The 18,861-nt window shown below is 61.8% G+C and carries 11 protein-coding genes; 4 read left to right on the forward strand and 7 right to left on the reverse strand.

Translation table 11 applies throughout. The annotated features are described in order from the left end of the window. Positions 1–1,413, reverse strand: coding sequence for an amino acid permease (locus WBB95_RS00930; protein ID WP_424485882.1), 1,413 nt, complete (start codon positions 1,411–1,413; stop codon positions 1–3). A gap of 366 nt (positions 1,414–1,779) precedes the next feature. Here WBB95_RS00930 and WBB95_RS00935 point away from each other — a divergent pair, with 366 nt between their 5' ends. Next, positions 1,780–4,896 (forward strand): transglycosylase domain-containing protein, encoded by a 3,117-nt coding sequence (locus WBB95_RS00935; RefSeq protein ID WP_424485883.1) that lies wholly within the window; start codon positions 1,780–1,782, stop codon positions 4,894–4,896. A 69-nt stretch (positions 4,897–4,965) separates the two neighbouring features. Continuing rightward, on the forward strand, positions 4,966–9,882 hold the full coding sequence (locus WBB95_RS00940) for a dermonecrotic toxin domain-containing protein (RefSeq protein ID WP_424485884.1): 4,917 nt from the start codon (positions 4,966–4,968) through the stop codon (positions 9,880–9,882). Between the two features lie 3 nt (positions 9,883–9,885). Here WBB95_RS00940 and WBB95_RS00945 read toward each other — a convergent pair whose 3' ends face one another. The 6 genes from WBB95_RS00945 to WBB95_RS00970 all read right to left on the reverse strand — a co-directional run bounded on the left by WBB95_RS00945 (position 9,886) and on the right by WBB95_RS00970 (position 16,786). Continuing rightward, the gene (locus WBB95_RS00945; protein ID WP_424485885.1) at positions 9,886–11,121 is read right to left on the reverse strand and encodes a hypothetical protein; all 1,236 of its coding nucleotides are present in this window, start codon (positions 11,119–11,121) and stop codon (positions 9,886–9,888) included. Positions 11,122–11,135: 14 nt separating this feature from the next. After that, the gene (locus WBB95_RS00950) at positions 11,136–11,624 is read right to left on the reverse strand and encodes a CS1 type fimbrial major subunit (RefSeq protein ID WP_424485886.1); all 489 of its coding nucleotides are present in this window, start codon (positions 11,622–11,624) and stop codon (positions 11,136–11,138) included. A 29-nt stretch (positions 11,625–11,653) separates the two neighbouring features. After that, on the reverse strand, positions 11,654–12,394 hold the full coding sequence (locus WBB95_RS00955) for a molecular chaperone (protein WP_424485887.1): 741 nt from the start codon (positions 12,392–12,394) through the stop codon (positions 11,654–11,656). 17 nt (positions 12,395–12,411) lie between these two features. Continuing rightward, the gene (locus WBB95_RS00960) at positions 12,412–13,638 is read right to left on the reverse strand and encodes a hypothetical protein (RefSeq protein WP_424485888.1); all 1,227 of its coding nucleotides are present in this window, start codon (positions 13,636–13,638) and stop codon (positions 12,412–12,414) included. A 22-nt stretch (positions 13,639–13,660) separates the two neighbouring features. Further along, positions 13,661–16,183, reverse strand: coding sequence for a CS1-pili formation C-terminal domain-containing protein (locus tag WBB95_RS00965; protein WP_424485889.1), 2,523 nt, complete (start codon positions 16,181–16,183; stop codon positions 13,661–13,663). A gap of 114 nt (positions 16,184–16,297) precedes the next feature. Next, positions 16,298–16,786 (reverse strand): CS1 type fimbrial major subunit, encoded by a 489-nt coding sequence (locus WBB95_RS00970; protein WP_424485890.1) that lies wholly within the window; start codon positions 16,784–16,786, stop codon positions 16,298–16,300. A gap of 485 nt (positions 16,787–17,271) precedes the next feature. Here WBB95_RS00970 and WBB95_RS00975 point away from each other — a divergent pair, with 485 nt between their 5' ends. Both WBB95_RS00975 and WBB95_RS00980 read left to right on the forward strand, forming a co-directional pair. Then, positions 17,272–17,793 (forward strand): PadR family transcriptional regulator, encoded by a 522-nt coding sequence (locus tag WBB95_RS00975; RefSeq protein WP_424485891.1) that lies wholly within the window; start codon positions 17,272–17,274, stop codon positions 17,791–17,793. Then, positions 17,790–18,557, forward strand: a complete 768-nt coding sequence (locus WBB95_RS00980; protein WP_424485892.1) for a siderophore-interacting protein — start codon at positions 17,790–17,792, stop codon at positions 18,555–18,557. The genes WBB95_RS00975 and WBB95_RS00980 overlap by 4 nt, the downstream gene beginning before the upstream one ends. Positions 18,558–18,861: the final 304 nt, after the last annotated feature.

Genomic DNA, 18,861 nt, shown 5'->3' on the forward strand with positions numbered 1-18,861 from the left:
TCAAGCCGAACGAGGAGAGCCTTCAGCGGTCGGTTGCAACTTGAACACGTAGTACAGCACCGTCAGCAAGATCAGGAACGCTGGCCCCACGTACAACGCTACGCGGGTGTCGGGGAAGTACGCCATCAGGCCGACCACCAGCACCAGGAATGCCAGTGCGAGGTAGGAACTGACAGGGTACAACCACATGCGGTACTGGAGCCCCGCTTGCTCGGCCGGGCTCAGGCCGCGGCGGAACTTGAGCTGGGCCAGCAGGATCATCAGCCAGGTCCAGATCGCGCCGAAGGTAGCGATGGAAGTCACCCAGACAAACACCTGGTCCGGCACCAGGTAGTTGAGCAGCACACCCAGCAACAAGGCAAAGATCGACAGCAACAGCGCCTTGCGCGGTACGCCATTGCTCGACGTGGTGCCGAAGGCGGCCGGCGCCTGGCCGTTCTGCGCCAGGCTGTAGAGCATGCGCCCGGTACTGAAGATGCCACCGTTGCACGACGACAGCGCAGCGGTGATCACCACGAAGTTGATGATGCCGGCGGCGGTCTTGATGCCCAGGCGCTCGAACGTCATCACGAACGGGCTGCCCTGGGTGCCGATTTCATTCCACGGGTAGATCGACAGAATCACAAACAACGCGCCCACATAGAACAGCAGGATGCGCCAGAAAACCGAGCCGATGGCGCTGGGGATGGTCTTTTGCGGGTTCTTCGCTTCACCGGCAGTCAGGCCGATCATTTCCACGCCCAGGTAGGCGAACATCACCATTTGCAGGGACATCAACACGCCTTGCACGCCATTGGGCATGAAGCCGCCATGGGCCCACAGGTTGGAAATGCCCAGCGCCACGCCGTCGTTGCCAAAGCCGAACGCGATGATGCCGACGCCGCCGATGACCATCGCAATGATCGTGACGATCTTGATCAGGGCGAACCAGAATTCGAACTCACCAAAGGCTTTTACCGCGATGAGGTTGATGGTGCCCATGCTGATCAGCGCCGCCAGGGCCCAGATCCAGCGCGGGGTGTCGGGGAACCACACGCCCATGTACACCGCCACGGCGGTGATCTCGGCCACGCAGGTCACCAGCCACAGGAACCAGTAGTTCCAGCCGGTGAGAAAGCCTGCCAACGGGCCGAGGTAATCCTGGGCATAACGGCTGAACGAGCCGGCGACCGGGTTGTGCACGGCCATTTCGCCGAGGGCGCGCATGATCACCAGAATCGCCAGGCCGCCAATGATGTACGAGAGCATGATCGCCGGGCCGGCCATTTCGATGGCCTTGGCCGACCCCAGGAACAGGCCGACACCGATACAGGCGCCGAGCGCCATCAAGCGAATATGACGCTCACCGAGTTCGCGTTTGAGCGGGCCGCCTTGAGCGGTCTCGCCATGGGGCAGTGGGTTGCCGACTGGCATAAGGGTACAACCTCATTTTGTTATTGGATTGTCCGTCGAGTCTTCAGGGCGCGGGCCGGTAAGCCTGTGCCCTTGCCAAAACCGGGGCCGCCTCATGGACGGGCCCTTCTTGCCGGGCAAGATCAGCGGGGCATGCAGTATAAAAAGCTCAGCTCAGAGCCTTTCACTATAAAAACGGGGCAATTTAGGGGAAGACCCCACCGAAACGGCATTTTACAGGAGCATATAACCTGCCCAGGGCGACAAAACGCCGCAGACCACTCACCCGGCATAGTTGACGACTCGATCACAATTTCCTCGCAGCCGGCCTGCAGCGGCTACGCTTGCAGCATGTCCGATCAATCTGCGTGAAGGGATCAATCGACTATGGGCGCACTGTGGCAAACCGAATCGAAAGAGGCTGCGAAACTACAAGGCAGTTCGGACCCAGCGCCTTTACCCAAAAATAAACCCCGGCCTCGCTACGCGCTCCGGCTGTTCTGGCTGATTGTTCTGCTGGCGCTGATTGCCCTGGGTTTTGCCGCCAGCAAAGAGATGCGCACCTCGCGCCTGCAGGCCCAGGAACTCAGCCGCCTGGCCCGCGACCTCACCTACCAGATCAAGCCCGGCGCCACTGATGCCATGGTCTACCCCGGCGCCGGCCCGTTCGACCGCCGACTGGGCTACAGCGACCTCGACACCTTCCTGCCACGCCTGCTCAAGCGTGGCTACGTGATCGACGCACAGGCGCGGTTCTCACCCGCATTGATGGATTACGCCAACAAGGGCCTGTTCGTGCCCTATGCGGAAAAAATCCAGGCTGGGCTTTCGATCACCGACTGCCGCGCCGTGCCGCTCTACCAGTACAACTACCCGCAGCAGCTGTACTCAAGTTTCGCCGCCATTCCGCCGCTGGTGGTCAACAGCCTGCTGTTTATCGAGAACCGCGACTTGCTCGACCCCGCTCAACCCCAGGCCAACCCCGCAGTCGACTGGCCACGTTTTGCCAAGGCGGCGTGGTCGCAACTCGCCAAGCTGCTGCACCTGCCGGGCCAGAGCGCCGGCGGCAGCACCTTGGCCACGCAGCTGGAAAAATACCGCCACTCGCCGGATGGCCTGACCCTGTCGGGCAGTGAAAAACTGCGGCAAATGTTTTCTGCCGCCGTGCGCGCTTATCACGATGGCCCCGACACCCTGCCCGCGCGCAAAAATATCCTGCGTGACTACCTCAACAGCGTGCCGCTGTCGGCCGTGCCCGGTCACGGTGAAGTGCACGGCATGGCCGAGGGTTTGCGCGTGTGGTACGGCGCCGACTTCAACCAGGTCAACACGGCGCTGACCGGTCCGGTGAGTGCACAACAAGGCTTGGCGCTGCGTGAGGTGTTGTCGTTGATCATCGCCCAGCGTCGCCCGTCGCACTACCTGGCCAAGGGCCGTGAAGAACTGGCCGCGCTCACCGACAGCCACCTGCGCCTGCTGGCCCAGAACGGCGTGATCGAACCGGCCTTATTGCAGGCGGCACTGGCGAGCAAAGTGACGTACCGGGACTGGGTGCAACAACCCACGGTGCAGCCGATTGAAACCAACAAGGGCATCAGCCTGGCCCGCAGTCGCCTGGCGATGCTGCTCGACCGCCCGCTGTACGACCTGGACCGCCTGGACCTTTCGGCCACCAGCACCTTGCAAGGCCACTTGCAAAGCCAGGTCAGCGACTACCTCAAGCACCTGGCCGACCCTGACTACGCGCGTCAACTCGGCCTGCTCGGCGAGCGCCTGCTCACCCCCGCCAGCACCGCACAGGTGCGCTACAGCTTCACCCTGTTCGAGTTGACACCGGACGGCTCACGGGTGCGCGTGCAAACCGACAACACCGACCAACCCTTCGACATCAATGAAGGCAGCAAGCTGGAACTGGGCTCCACCGCCAAGCTGCGGGTGCTCACCACCTACCTGCAGATCATCAGCGAGCTGCACGACAAATACGCCGCGCAAGCCCCCGCCGCGCTGAAAAAAATCACCGTGGATGACCAAGACCGCCTGAGCCGCTGGGCCCTCGATTACCTGATCCAGGCACCGGACAAATCCTTGGCCAAGATGCTCGACGCGGCACTCGACCGCACGTATTCCGCCAGCCCCGCCGAAAGCTTTTTCACCGGCGGCGGGCTGCATCACTTCCACAACTTTCGCAGCCAGGACAACGGCCGCAGCCCCAGCTTGCGCGATGCCTTGCGTGAATCAATCAACCTGCCGTTCATTCGCCTGATGCGCGACGTGGTGCGTTACGTCACTTACTCGGGCGAAAACAACAGCGCCGAGTTGCTCAAGGACGACAACGACCCGCGCCGCCAGGAATACCTCGCCGGTTTCGCCGACCGCGAAGGCACCACCTTCCTGCGCAAGTTCTGGAAGAAGTACCAGAAAAAAGACACCCAGGCGCGCCTCGAGACCTTTCTCGACGGCTTGCACCCCACGCCGATACGCCTTGCCGCCGTGCATCGCTACTTGCTGCCCAACGCCAGCCAGGAGAGTTTCAACCTGTTCGTGCGCGCGCACATGAACGGCGTCAAGAGCACGCAAACACTCACCGATGAACGCCTGGGAAAACTCTATAAGGATTACGGCCCCGGCACCTATGACCTGCCCGACCAAGGCTACATCGCCAAGGTCCACCCGCTGGATTTGTGGTTGCTGGGCTACCTGCTCAACCACCCGGATGCGACCTTCACCGACGCGGTAAAAGCCAGCCAGTTCGAGCGCCAGGAGGTGTACAGCTGGCTGTTCAAAAGCCGCCATCAGAGCGCGCGCGACAGCCGCATCCGCACCATGCTGGAGATCGAGGCGTTCCTGGACATTCATCAGCGCTGGCAGGCCGTGGGCTACCCCTTCGACCACCTGGTGCCGTCACTCGCCACCGCCATTGGCAGTTCGGGCGATCGCCCGGCCGCGCTGGCGGAACTGATGGGCATCATCCTCAATGACGGCGTGCGCTCCAGGGTGCTGCGCATCGACACACTGCACTTTGCCGCCGACACCCCCTACGAGACCCGCGTGGTCAACGACCCGGCGCCGGGCAAGCAGGTGATTCCCGTGGAGGTTGCCAGGGCCCTGCGCGGCGCGCTGTCCCAGGTCGTCGACGCTGGTACGGCAAAACGTGTGGCCGGCAGTTTCAAACTGGCCGACGGCACGCCGCTGGCCATGGGCGGCAAGACCGGTACCGGGGATAACCGCATCGAAGCAATCGGCGCCGGTGGGCGGATTCTCAGTTCCAAATCCATCAACCGCACGGCGACCTTTGTGTTCTACCTGGGCGAGCATCACTTCGGCACGCTGACGGCGTTCGTGCCCGGCCAATCCGCCGAGCACTTCACCTTCACCTCGGCACTGCCGGTGCAGGTGCTCAAGGGCATGGCGCCGATTCTGATGCCCTACCTGCAGGAAGGCTCACTGTGCGTGGCCGCCGAACCTGCCGCTGCCGCCCCTCAAGGCCCGATGAGCCGCCGCTAACTATCTAACTCCCGCGCGCTTTTGCAGGCCCTAGGCTGATGACCCGTTCCTTAATCGAGGTCATCTACCATGCCCCTTACCGTGCCCGAACCGGGCCCGCATGACTCACTGATCAAACACGCTATTCCCTGGCTGCTGGAGGCATCGCCGCCACGAGCACAGGCACTGGGCGACGCGTCCCTGACGATAGCGCCTTGGTTTTCCGAGGGTTCCCTCGACGATCAACGTGCGCTCAAACACGCCAATGGCCTGGCCTGGGCTGCGCAAAACAAGGTCGACAAGCATCTGCAGGACGTACAAGACCTGCACGGTTTCGCCAGGCCCCTGCTGCGCAAAGCACTGATGCTCAGGCATGGCGTCGAGGTTGATGTCGATCAGGCCCAGCTGTTTTTAGTCACGCAGGCAGGCAGCCTCATCAGCGGTTCCACCAGCCGCACCGTGTCATTGCTGGACGCGGCGCTGCACAACTTTGCCGCCGATGAACGTTTTACCGACGCGTCCTGCTATATCAGCAAGCCTGATGCCAGTGGTCATTTCGAAGTGGTCGCGCTGGCCAGGCACATGAGCATCGACGCGTTCATCGCGCTGTGCCGCGAACTGGACCTGGGGGCCAAATACCAGCGCCACCTGCAGCGCCACCTGCTGCCTCCCACCCTGCAAGCCCCGGTGATCGCCAGCCAGCAAGCCACCCTGCACGCCGCTGCGCAAATGGCATTGCTCAAACAGGACATCACCCACGCGCAGGTCCAGTTGCTGGCGCGCGTGCTCAAGGGCGAACGCGGGGTCATGCGGTTTTACAACCTGCAGGTCATGGACACCCTGCTGACCGGCATCCTGCTGATCGCCGCCGACCTCGACAGCGCGCGCGAAGCCGTGCCGCTGCTGGCCTATATCCCGCATGACCCGGCCGCCCCACTCAAACAATACGCCAGCACCCTGGCCCTGATGGAGGACCTGAACAAACGCCTGCAAGAGGCCGACTACGCGCAATTCTTCAGCCGTTTTGTCGACCAGCAGCAACGCGGTCACTTTTTCAGCGCCGTGCAAAAGCGCCCGGTGCAACTGCGCTTCGCCGCTGTGCGCATTGATGGTGACCTGTGGCCCAGCCTGTACCGTCAGGCCCTGAACAAAATCTTCAATGACGCGCGACAACTGGCGGTCTCCACTGCCGACTGCGACAGCCGCGCGCGCTGGGCCTGGTGGGATAATTTCAGCAAACTGCTGGAAAACGTCTTCAATGCCGCACTGCTGGTGATCACACCGTTCGTGCCGTTTCTGGGCGAGTTAATGCTGGCCTATACCGCCTACCAACTGCTGGATGAAGTGGTGGAAGGCGTGGTCGACCTGGCCGAGGGCCAGAAGCTTGAAGCGGCCGAGCACTTGGTGGGGGTGGTCACCAGCGCGGTACAACTGGCGACCTTCGGTGCCGCGGGTAAGATCGTTCAGCGGCTGTCATCGCCCTTCGTCAACCAACTGCGCCCGGTGCAGGTCAACGGCAAGACGCGCCTCTGGAACCCCGACCTGCAACCCTACGCGCGTGAGCGTTCCCCCACCTCTGCCGCCGACGCACTGGGCCTGCATTCACATCAAGGCGACACCCTCTTGCCGCTGGACGGCACGCACTACGCCGTGACCTATGACCCGGCCAGCGGCGAACACCGCGTGCTGCACCCGCGCCGCGCCGACGCGTATCAACCTTTGCTGCGCCACAACGGCCAAGGCGCCTGGACCCATGAAGCGGAAGACCCGCGTGCCTGGGACGGCGCACACCTGCTGCGACGGTTGGGCCCTCCGGCGGCAGGCCTGCAAGACTCGGTGCTGGAGCAGGCTCGCGCCGCCAGCGCTACCGACCTGGGTGCCTTGCGCGCCCTGCACGCCGACAACAGCCCCGCGCCAGCGTTGCTGCTGGATGCGCTCAAGCGCGCGCGGCTCAATCAGGAAGCGCGACGTTTGCCTGAGCGCATTCGCGCCGGCGAACCGGCTGATGAGGACACCCATTGGAGCCCGGCCATGGCGGTTGAACTGCCCGGTTGGCCGGCGCATCAGGGCATTGACGTGTATGCCGGGGACAGCCTCACCGGCCCGCCGATCCGCTACGGCTCCGCCGATGCCACCCAGGTGCTGGTGATCAACGAACAGGCCTTGAACCTCGGCAAGTTGCCGGAACGGCTGGTGGATGCCGCCGACGAAGCGCAACTGCAGGCGCTGTTGGGCGATGTACCCGTCGACCGCGCCGCCCGCGTCCAGGCCCTGCGCAATAAACTCGCCGAGCGCCTCGCCGATCACCACGGCGAGGTATTCGAGTACCTGTACACCACGCACGAAGACGTCAGCAGCCAACGGGCGTTGGCGGTACGGCGCACCCTTCCCGACTTGCCCCGTCACGTGGTCAGCGCCCTGCTGGATCAGGCGCGGCCGGATGAACTGAACATCATCAATGCCGAACGACGGCTGCCATTGCGCCTGCTGAACCTGGGCCGTGGCATGGCCCTCGACGCACGAGGCAGCCATGCCTTCGAAGGGTTATCCAGCGGCGGCGCGCTCAGTGCCGACAGCGAGCGCCTGGCGCTCAACACCCTCAAGCTGCACAGCGACGCCTTTGGCGAGACGCGCCTGGAGATCCGCCAACATCAACCGGGCGGTACGCTGCGCTGCGCAGCCGGGCCCGGCGATGCAACCCAGGTACGCCTGCTGGTGCGTGATGAACATGGGCACTATGCGGTGTACGACGGCGCGCACCGACGCCTGCATGCCGCCACGGATATTTACCACGCCCTGCTGTTGGCGCTGCCCGATGCCGCGCGTACCCGCCTTGGCTACAGCGTTAGCGAGGGCCCGCGCCTGCGCGCCTGGCTGATGCAACAACTGGCGCCGCTGGAAACCCGTCGCACGCTGCTCGCCAGCCCTGGGCTGCCCCCACCCGTTGAGCCCGAGCGCCTGGCGCCGCTGCAAATGCCCAGGTTCCGCTGGGCCAGCCAATTGCTGCCGGGTTCGCCGCCTTCGGTCGAGCGACGGCTCAAGGTGCTGTACCCCCAACTGCCGCCTGAACGCATCAGTGAACTGGCCGTGGCCTACAATTCGCCCGAGGGCCTGCCGGCATTGGACGACCTCGAAGTGCAAAAAAAGCAGCTGGTCGAAGACCTGGAAAACTGGGTCCGTGCCCCCGCGCAATCGGCCAACCATGACCAGCGCCACACCGAACGCATGGTGCGCTCACTGCTGGGCAAAGCACTGCGCAAAAGTTGGGAACGCTCCAGCAGCGGCTATATCGATGCGTTAGGCGAGCGCCGGCCAGGCAGTCACCTCGACCTGCAAGGCTGGCCGCTGGGCGCCAACTTGCGGGTGATGCCCACCTTGCGTGCGCCGTTTGGCCATGTGACCAGCCTGGCGTTGGCAGATACCGCGCTGAACGACGCCAGCGCCGACTTCCTGACGTTCTTCCCCAACCTCCAGTGCCTGGACCTGACCGCCAACCAGTTGACAACCCTGCCGCCGGCGGTGGCAACAATGCCGCGCCTGACCCAGCTGGACCTGGGCGCCAACCTGCTGCACTGGGATGAACACAGCCTGGGCCAACTCAGTCAGCTACGCGCCCTCAAGACCCTGGACTTGTCGCATAACCGCCGTCTGACGGTGTCGCCTGATATCAGCGCGATGCCGGATTTACGCGAACTGTACCTGGGCAACACGCGCCTGGCCGACTGGCCCACCGGCCTATTCGACCAACCACGGCCCGCGCACTTTGTGCTCGACCTGCAAAACACCCCGATCAACAGCGTGCCGCAGTTCCTGCCCTGGCTGCCGGAAGCCGAGTTGGTGGCGCGCACACGGCTGGACCGCAATCGGCTGGGCCTGGACGCCGAGGAACGCATGGTCAGCTACCGCCTGGCCGCCGGGCTGGACCCGCATCGCACCTACCTGCCCCGCGGCCTGCAAGACAGCGAGTTCTGGTTGCAGGATCTCAGCCCCCGCCAACGGATGTGGCGCGAGGCGCAGTGGAATGAACTGGAACAGGAGCACGGCTCACAAGGTTTTTTCGAGGTCATCAGAAGCCTTAAATTTCCGGAGTTTTTTGAAACCCCTGAAGACCGCCAACTGTACGCGTACAACCGCCAGGCGCTGACGCGCAACGTGTGGCGCATGTTCGACGCCCTGCAAGGTGACGAGGCGTTGCGCAAGCGGTTTTTCATGATGGCTGGCACGCCCGGCAACTGCGCCGACGCCAGTGCACAGATCTTCAACAACCTGGGCGTACACACCCTCGTGCATGAGATCTACCGCCAGCGCCCATTGCTCTCGGCGCCGGCATTTGCCGGCAAGTTGGCGCAAGTGGCCAAGCAAAAGGCGCGGCTGGATCAGGTCAATCGCATTGCGGCGGCGGATGTCGCCCAACGCGTCGCACCGCCCGAACGCGGCGGCCTGGGGTTGCGGTTTTCCACTGAGGTGATCAACGGTGTGCCCGGCACGGTGGACGAAGTGCAGGTGCACGGCGCCTACCAGACCGGCCTCAAGCAACGGCTGGACCTGCCCTGGCTGGCGGACCACATGGTGTATCGCACCACCGGCGGGGTCGAGCCGCAGGCACTCGAAACGGCGTACCACCGCGTGCTGGATGGCGAGCAGGGCGATGGGCTGGTGAACCGTATGCTGGAGGTGGATTTCTGGGACGACTACCTGGAAGCGACCCACGGCGAGGCGTTGCAACGCCACACCGAAGCGCTTCAGGAGAAGGCCGCACTGGTCGACGATTTGCAACAGGCCCAACAGGCCTGGGCCGAGCGCCTGCAAACGCCGGAAAGCGAAAAAGCCACGCTCCGGCAAGCCCTGGAACAGGTGGCCGATAGCCTGGGCATTGCCCGTGAACAAGCGTTCAGCGGCCAGCCGCTGCCCGACGCCGACTACATAGCGCTGCTGGAAAACCTCGCGCAAGAACACAAGGCGCTGCGCCGCCAGCTCACTCGCCAGGCGCTGGCGCAGCAACCTTGAGGGCTAGATCTGCGAATCCCACGTCACTGTGACGATGCCCGAATACGTGCTGCCGGCGCCCTGCTCCAGCATCTGTGCCACCGCGTCGGCCTTGACTTCAAAGTGCAGCGTGGTCGGTTTTCGGTTGATGTACGCCAGCGGCTGGAACCGCTCGGTACCGCTGCCATCGAGGCGTAATGGCAGGCGGTTCACCGGTTGCCCGGCATCGTCGGTGAGGTGAGTCGGCAGGCTCACGGCCACGTCCAGCGGCACCTGGTGGCCTGCCGAGTTGCGCAGGCTGCAGGTGTTGCCCAACGGCTCCCCGCACTCCAGGGTCATTTTGAAATAAGAGCTGGTCCACAGGTTGACGGTCTGATCGCGAAACAGTCGCGCCGGTTTACGGCCTGCCTGAAGCCAGGCTTGCCAACCACCTTGTGGTTCGAGCTGGATACGATTACCTCCGGGCGGGACTTCCGCCCTGAGATGGTGATCCACGTCCAGGGTAAAGTTGAACGTTAGGGCATTATCGGTGGGCTGCATGATGTCACCGAAATCAAAATCCGCTCCCGGTCCGATGGTGTAGGTGATAGAGCCGACGTACTGGCCTACATCCATCAGCAACGGATTGGGGGTGGTCAGTTCGTAGGAATACTCGAAAGTTTCGTAAAACAGGGTCGGGATATCCTTGACTGCCTGTACATCACACGCCCCGATGTTAAGTGGCGCAATCCACGACCACAGCAGGGAGCGGGTATCACCAATTGCGTAGGAAGTTCTTTGGCAAGGTGGTTGGGGATACAACCATGAATAGGCGCTGTTGGCCCAAACCGAATGATCGAGCGGAGCCGGTAACACGTACTTGCCACCTATGCCGGCGATGCGGATCAACACGGTCTCGGTCTTGCCTGTCACCACATTCATCACCTGAATGGGCCGGCGCTGGGTGGGTAACTGAAACATCGCGCCTTTGCGGGGGTCAGTGTGATTGGCCTGAATAGGTGTGATGGCATTGAACTGGATATCCGTGGTTCGGATGCTGAAGATTCCTAGCTGTTTACAAATATCCGGAATATGCCAAGGGCAGATCCCGCTTTCCGGCGTAGTGTTCTTGAACTTGTTGATCATCGGATTGCTAGGGTCGGGGCGAAACTCTGCGCTGATATTTTGCACCGCAGCTATCGCTGCCCGGTCCGATACCGACAGTGCAGCGGCGAACAAGAAACAAAATAATAAGCTACCGGAATTCAGGAAGGCTGCCATGGCTCGTGGTCCCTTTAAAAGGTTGGCGCAATCGCATCGAACACCATGTGCACGGTGCCGTAGTAGTTGCCGGGACGATAGTCGTCATCCGGCTTGATGGGCGTGATCTCCAGCCCGACGCGCGTGCCGGCCCGAGCCTCGGCGCTGGACACCACCTGAGCCTGGGTCAGGCCAAGCTCGACGGCATTGAACGCCACCCGCAAATCAATGCGGTCTGCACCATTGGACAAATAGGCATCCTGGTCCAGGCGCGCACCAATGCCCCCCGCGACGTTTTTCACATCAAACGGCGCGCGCAATGTGGCCAACTGCGAACTCACCGGGTTGTAGGCCAGGGACTGTTCCTGTTGCACCAGCAACGGGTCCACCGGCAGCACATAAAAGTCCGCCGTGGGAATGATGACGGACACCTCGAAAGTTTCGCGCTCAACGGCAGCCTCCACGTGACGGCCGGTCAACAGCGTGGTCATTGCCAACAACGCGAGCATCGCTATTTTCATCATGTTGAACCCCTGCAAAGGGTGCCAAGGGTTCATCCCTTGACCTCAATGGTTTTGGTCGCGTCGCCTTCCAACAGACGAAAGCGGTATTCGCGCCCCGGCTCTTTGTCAAAACCATACGAACGCCCAGCCATCACGTGGTGCTTGATCGTCGGGCGGCAGTCCTGCGGCGAGCCGGCGGCACAGTCCTTGAACTCATCGATCACCACCACGCTGTTGCCGTTGTTGCGCAGGGTGTAGCGCTTGGCGCTGTCGTCGAGCGCAGTGTCGAAGCGGGTATTTTTGGGCCGCACGAAGAACACCGTGCCATAGCCCGCCAGCACCTTGACCCCGGCAGCGAGGCTTTGCTTGTAGGCGTCGCGTTCTTGCTCAGTGACGGCAAAGTCATCTTCGGTTTGCGGCACCACCGGCACAAAACGCACACGGAAGTAACGCTCCTTGTCGCGGTTGCCCATGAACAACAGGCGTGTGCCCTGGGTGCCGTTCGCTGGCACGATCAGCCGCGCGGGGCTGGCCATCAAGCCATCACGTGACTTCAAATCGGCCTGGTCCTTGAGCGGGACTTCACGGTAGCTGCCGTCGTCGGCGTAGATCATCTCCAGGATATTGACCTTGACGAATGCGGTGGAGGTGCCGCCATTGAACACCCGTTTCATGTAGGTACTTTTATCGCCACTGAGGTAGTCGTAGACCACCCCGACATTGATTTGTGGCCCGGCCACAGTTCCCAGCGACATCAGTGACAAACCGCACAGCATCAACAAACGTTTCATTGGTAAAAACCTCATGGTCAAACTTCAGAGTCCCAGACCACCGTGACGGCGCCCGAATAGGTACTGCCGGGCTGTTCCAGCATCTGTGCGACAGCGTCGGCCTTGATCTCGAAATGCAACGTGCCGGGTTTACGATCGATGTATCGGCTCGGCTGGAACAACTCGGTGCCGCTGCCGTCCAGCCGCAAGGGCAGACGGATGACCGGGCGCCCGGCGCTGTCGCTGATGCCCGAGGGCAAACTCACGGCCACGTCCAAGGGCACCTGATCGCCGGCAGCATTCGCCACGCTGCAGGTATTGCCCAGCGGCGCCGGGCATTCGAGGGTCATCTTGAAAGCAGAGCTGGCCCAGAGGTTGACGCTCTGGTCGCGGAACAAGCGGCTTGGTTTTCTGCCGTTCTGCAGCCAGGCTTGCCAGCCATTTTGGGGCTCGAGTTGTATACGGTCGCCGCCGGGCGGCACCTCCACCGCCAGGATGTGATCGACGGCCAACACAAAATCCAGGGTGGCAATGTTGTCATTGGGGATAACGTTGTCCCCAAAGTCGAAGTCCATCCCAGGCCCGACGGTGTAGGTTTGGCTGCCGCGATAGATGCCCGCACGCATGGCGAGTGGATTGGGGGTGCGTAATTCATAGCCGAAATGCACGTAGCGATATTCGAACCTGGGCAGATCGAACAACGCCTGAGTCGCGCAGGCCCCCGCGTTTTCCGGCACCATCCAGAACCACAGGACGTAGTAGCTGGAGCCATTAAGACCGCCAGTGGGCGTGCACGGCGCCGGCGCGTTGTGCCACCGACGAGTACTCCATAACTGGTCGTACCCGCCACCGCCGGTCATGGCGACCACATCCCCATAGTGATCCGCCCGACCACCGATCCCCGAGATGCGCACTTCCAACTGTGCGCTATCGCCCACGTCATTGCTCACGGTGACCATGCGCCACTCTGACGGCACTTTCAGGTACGCGCCCTGGCGAGGGTCTGCGTGGTTGGCCGGCACCGGCCCGCCGACGGTCTGCGGCAGCAGCCCCAAAGGCAAGTTGAGACTGAATAAGCCCCGGGGTTCGCAGTAGCCAATGAAGTGCTCGCAATAGCCGGTGTTCGGCGTCGTATTTTTGAAACGGTTGACCGTCGGGTTGCCTGGGTCCGGACGAAACTCAGCCGTAATCTCGGCGTTGCCTGCATAGGACTCGGTACTCGACAACAAAATCGCCACGCAAAACCCGCGGGTTAAAACGCTCATCAATAAATCCTTCTTCATGCCATCAACCTGCCGTGGGTGAGGTGGTGGCCAGGTCAGCTAACGTATCCGGCGTGCAGCGCAAATCGCCGATCAGCAATACATCGCTTTCCTGGCGCGCCTGGCTTGGGTCAAGCCGGAACTGGCAGAGCAATTGGTTGGCAAAGCGCACTTCAAGGGTGGGCGATCCGGCGTTCATTTCCATCGAGAAGAACCCGTCCACTTCGCTGACCCCACGGCTGGCGTGGTTGATCACGTGATGGCCCTTGAGCGGGTTGCCCTGCGCATCCAGCAGGCGACCGAGCACGGTGACGGTTTTCATCACGCTGACCTTGCGGTACTCCACCCCGCCCTTGTTCAAGTGGTAGGGGCTGCGCGCCGGCTGGATGTTCGCGGCCGGCGGGTGATTGCCCTCGAAGTCAAACGCCAGGGTGCTGTTTTTGTAAGCTGTGATCGGCACGAAATTGCGCCCGAGTCGCAGGCGCGTGCTGCCTCCGGTCAGGTCATCGGCGCGCAGGCTAATGTCGTCCAGGTCCGACTCCACGTCGACGATCATCCCGGCCCCGGTGCCCTGTGACTGGCTGCTCAATACCGCCTTGCCACCGCCCACCGCCACCGTGCTGCTCAGGTTGAGGCCACCGGTCAACTGGTTGTTGAATGAGGACCGCTGCACGAAGGTGTCGCCATACACCGCATCGCTGCTGAAACTCGCGCGCCCGGAAAGGCCCACGCCATAGGTGTCGGCGAGCACGGTGCCGGAGACGCTCTGCAGCAGGTGGTCGTCGAGGGTTTTCTGGTAGGTCAGCGAGCCATTGTTGTCGCGGCTGCCATCACGCGCAGTCCGCGTGCCGACGCTGGCAGACCACTGCTCGCCCGGTGCGCCGAGGGCCACGCTGACGGTCAGGTCGACCCCTCGGTTGCGCCGGTCACCGGTGCTGGAGGTGGCCGGACGGTCAAACACCGACACGCGCCAGTTGGCATCGCTGCCCAGCAACACGGTGCGCTGGGTCCATCCCAGGTCCAGGCCGAGCCCTTCGATGTTGCCTTGGCTGTAAGAGAGCCGTGAGTTGATCGAGCTCTTGTTGCTCAGGCGATGGTTGACCGACAGCGACGAGTTGCTGGTACGGCCCACAAACACATTGCGCGTTTCAGTGCGGGTGCCGTCAGGCAACAATTGAAAGGTGCGTGTGGTGTCGAGCCAACTGCGGTTGTGGCTGAACACCAGGCTGCCATGGCCATAGCTGTACATCGCTTGCAGGTCCATGCCGGTGCCGTGGTCCTGGGTCTGGTAGACGTTGGCGTACAGGCTGGCGCTGCTGGCCAAAGTCCAGTCGATGGAGGTGCCGTACTGCATTTGCTCGCGCACCTTGCGCGTCGCCAGCCCAAGGATCACCCGCGGGTGCGCCAGGTAATTGAGGCCCGCGCCGTAAGTCAGGTAACCGCTGGACTGTTCGTCCCAGTTGCTCAGCAGCTTGGTTTCCTTGCCAAAAAAGCTGTTGTAGCGCCAGCGCTCGTCGGCGTTGCGCCAGTTATTGGGTTTGTAGACCAACTCTTGGGTGGTGGAGGTGGTGAAGCCGTCTTCGATCAGGCGCACTTCCACTTCGTAGATGCCGCCGGGCAAGGGCCGGGTGTCGAGGGTTTGCAGCCCGGCCGCCACTGGTTGGCTATTGATCAGCAGGCCGTTGCGATAAATCTCGACCACGGCCTGGCGGCTGGCGGTAACGTACATCGGGTAGACGCTGGGCTTGGGGTTGTTGATCAACAGGCTGTCGGAGCTGCCATACATGACGCCAATGGCGGTGTCGGGGCTGGCGCCAAAAGAGCGGATCTGGCGGGTCAGGCCATCGGAGCCGGGAGTGAAATACCCCAGCCGGACAAAATTGCCTTCCATTTCGCGCTGGGTATAGAGCTCGTGGATGGCGTGGTAGAGGGTGGTGTCGGTACCGCCGAATCGCGACAATTGCAGGTTCAACGCCTGGGACCAGTTACCCAGGCTGGCACTGGCTTCCACGCCATAGCGCCCGCCCAGATCCGCGTCCTGCCCGCCGGTGAGGTTGAGTTGGTTGTTGATGATCAAGCCGAGGCTGCCAGCGTCGGGCTGATCATAAAACCGTTTGATGTCGGTGGTGCGCTCGACGTTTTCCGTGAGGATCGATACCAGGGAATTGTCGAGGCCATAATGCACGGCCAATAACTGTTCGGGGCACTGGGCTGCGCAACCGCCCAAGGGCATGCCTTGTTGCAGAAGTTGCTGCCAGGTGTCGCGTCTGGCAGCGGAAAACGGGCTGCCGTCGGTGTCGGTAAACTCCAACAGGGTGATACGTTCGTCGCGGCCCAATACAATCATGGCTTCGCCGAGAAACTGTTGGTCCAGTTCAACGCGCACCGCCAACGGCACATCAAAAAAGTGCGCTTCAAACTCTTTGGGCAATTCCTTTGCCTGCAATAACAAACTTCCCGGCGTAGTGGCGGAAGCCGTCGGTGCAGCCAAAGCACTGGCGCACAACAACAGCGCAAGCGCACTCGCAATCGGCGTCATCGAAAACATGAAAGGAATACTCGCTCGTACAGGCTAAAACGGGTCGCTCGCCACGGCGCGAACGACACTTCTTCAAGTCCCCGCGCTCATCGCGGGCGCGGGGTGCTGCAGGCCACCCTCAGATCAACGCGGCACGGCGTCGAAAATCACGGTGTAGCTGGCGGTGTACAGGCCGACCTGATCAACCGTAGGTTTGGTCGGCGTGATCACCAGATCAGCCTGGGTGCCCGGGGTGGATTGAGGATCATCAACCACTTCCTGTGGGGTGGCAGTGAGCACGATGCCGTTGAAGGTGTTGGTCAGCGGGATGCTGTTGCTGCCGTTGTAGAGTGCGGCCGCCGTCGGGCCACCTTCGATATAGGCGTGTACCGAACCGTCGGTGTTTTTCACGTCGAACGTCGCGCGCAGGGAACTCAGCTCACCGCTGACGACGTTGTAGTTCATGGTTTCGTCTTTACCGAAATTGGGGTCCCGAGGCTGGGCGTGGAACTGCTTGGTCGGAATGTCTGCCTTGATGTTGATGGCCGTGCGCGCATCATCGGCAGCAAAGGCCATGGAGGAACTCAGGGCGACCGCAACCAGTGGAGCGGTAACAGCGAACATTTTCAACATAACGGGATACCTGTCTTGAAACATCGGTTTTTAGGCGCTTCTGGAAAGCTGAATTTCCAAAAACTTGTATTGACGGGCAAGCACCCGATCAATGCCGGCAAGTATCCAAAGTTTGTTTTGACAAGTAAGCAGGGTCTTTCTTTAACGCGCGTAGCTTGAATAAACTTTAATAGCACGAAAAAAGTGGCCTTTAGCCAAAACTTATTTATTGACTGTAAGTAATGGACTACATCGCGGGATTACTGTGAGTTTCTTTGATAAAAATTCTGTAAGAACACTATGACAAACGCGCACGGGGTTAAACTTTCTTATGCGAATGATTTGTAAATACATGCGTTGGCTATTGGGTGTTGAGTGACGTTATCGGGCGCCGGTTTGCCGGTTTCGCCAGGGGTTAGGAGCCACCTGCACCGTTGGTCAGGCGGGTTTGCCACTCATTAAGATATATCTTACGTTATATCTAGACACACACAGAGGCGCTTACCATGCGAGACCATCCTCACCAGCGCGACGGCTTTGACCCACGCGCCAGCCGCGGTCGCGGCCCCCGGGTATTTGCTCCCGGTGATTTGAAACTGTTGCTGCCGGCGTTGATCGCCGAACAGCCCTGCCACGGTTATGACCTGATCCGGCGCATCGAAAGCCTGTTTGACGGCGCCTACACCCCAAGCCCCGGCGTGATCTACCCGACGCTGACCTTTCTGGAAGAAAGCGATTTGATCCAGGGCGACGCCGATGGCGGAAAAAAACGCTACACAATCACCGACGCCGGTCGTCTCTTCTTAAGCGAGCAACAGGTTGCACTGGACGGCGTGCGCATGCGCATTGACGTCAGCAAACGCTCGCTGCGTGGCCAGGACCGCCCGCCCGAAATCCACGAGGCGGTGCACAACCTGCGCCATGCCTTGCATTCGCATCACGGGCGCTGGAGCCCGGAAGAAATCGTTCGTGTCGCGGCGCTGCTCAACCGCACCGCCCAATCCATCGCCGACGGGAAAGACCAATGAATACGCACGCTATCCACCGCGTTACCCACGAAATCAAACGTCGCCGCCTGGAAGTGCTTCGGGTGGTCGATATCACGCCGCGCATGCGCCGCATTACCCTGGGCGGGCCAGAATTGGCGGGGTTTATCAGCTTGGGCAGCGATGACCATATCAAGCTGCTGTTTCCGCAGAACGCCGCCGAACAGGCCGCGCTGGAAAGCCCGACGTTCAACATCAAGGGTGACGGCCCGCAGCCGGCCATGCGCGATTACACGCCGCGGCGTTACGACCTAAGCCTCGGTGAATTGGATATCGACTTTGTGTTGCACGGCGATGGCCCAGCCTCGACTTGGGCTGATCAGGTGAAAGTTGGCCAGCACCTGTATATCGGCGGGCCACGGGGTTCGATGATCGTGCCGGACATTTTCGACAGCTACTTGCTGATCGGCGATGAAACGGCGTTGCCTGCCATTGCCCGGCGCCTGGACGAATTGCCGGCGGGGCGCACGGTGCTGGCGGTGATTGAGATTGCGGATGCCGGCGAGAAACAGGTGCTCAGCAGTGCGGCGGATGTTGAGGTGATTTGGGTGTTACGAGGGATCGATGATTTGCTGCAGACCGTGCGGGACCTGACGTTGCCTGGGGGGGCGCTGTACAGCTTTGTTGCGACTGAAACCAGGTTGTCACGCCAGGTGCGGCGGGTGTTGCTGGATACGCACGGGGTTGATGAAGCGTTTCTCAAGGCTGTAGGTTATTGGCGTGCGGAGGGTAGTGAAGAGGAGTGATGGCTTTGTTGGGTGGGAGCATATCCGTTGCTGCGGTGAGGGCTGCTTAGGGTTCCGCCCTTACGGCGGCTCACTTTGGAAAAGCCCCAAAGTAAGCAAAGGGCTCTTGCCCCTCCACTCGGCACCTCGCCTCCGGCTCGGTGTGCCCGCACTCCGGCTTGAATCCGTGGGCCGCCGCCACGCGCCATCCATGGCGCGGGGCGGCTAACCCGGCGTCCTGCCGGGTTGCCCACGGATTCAAGCCTGCGTGCGGCCATCGTGGTTAACGGGGCGCCCTGGATCAAGATCAAGATCTACAGCACGG

The organism is Pseudomonas sp. (assembly GCF_049645325.1).
Taxonomy (GTDB): domain Bacteria; phylum Pseudomonadota; class Gammaproteobacteria; order Pseudomonadales; family Pseudomonadaceae; genus Aquipseudomonas.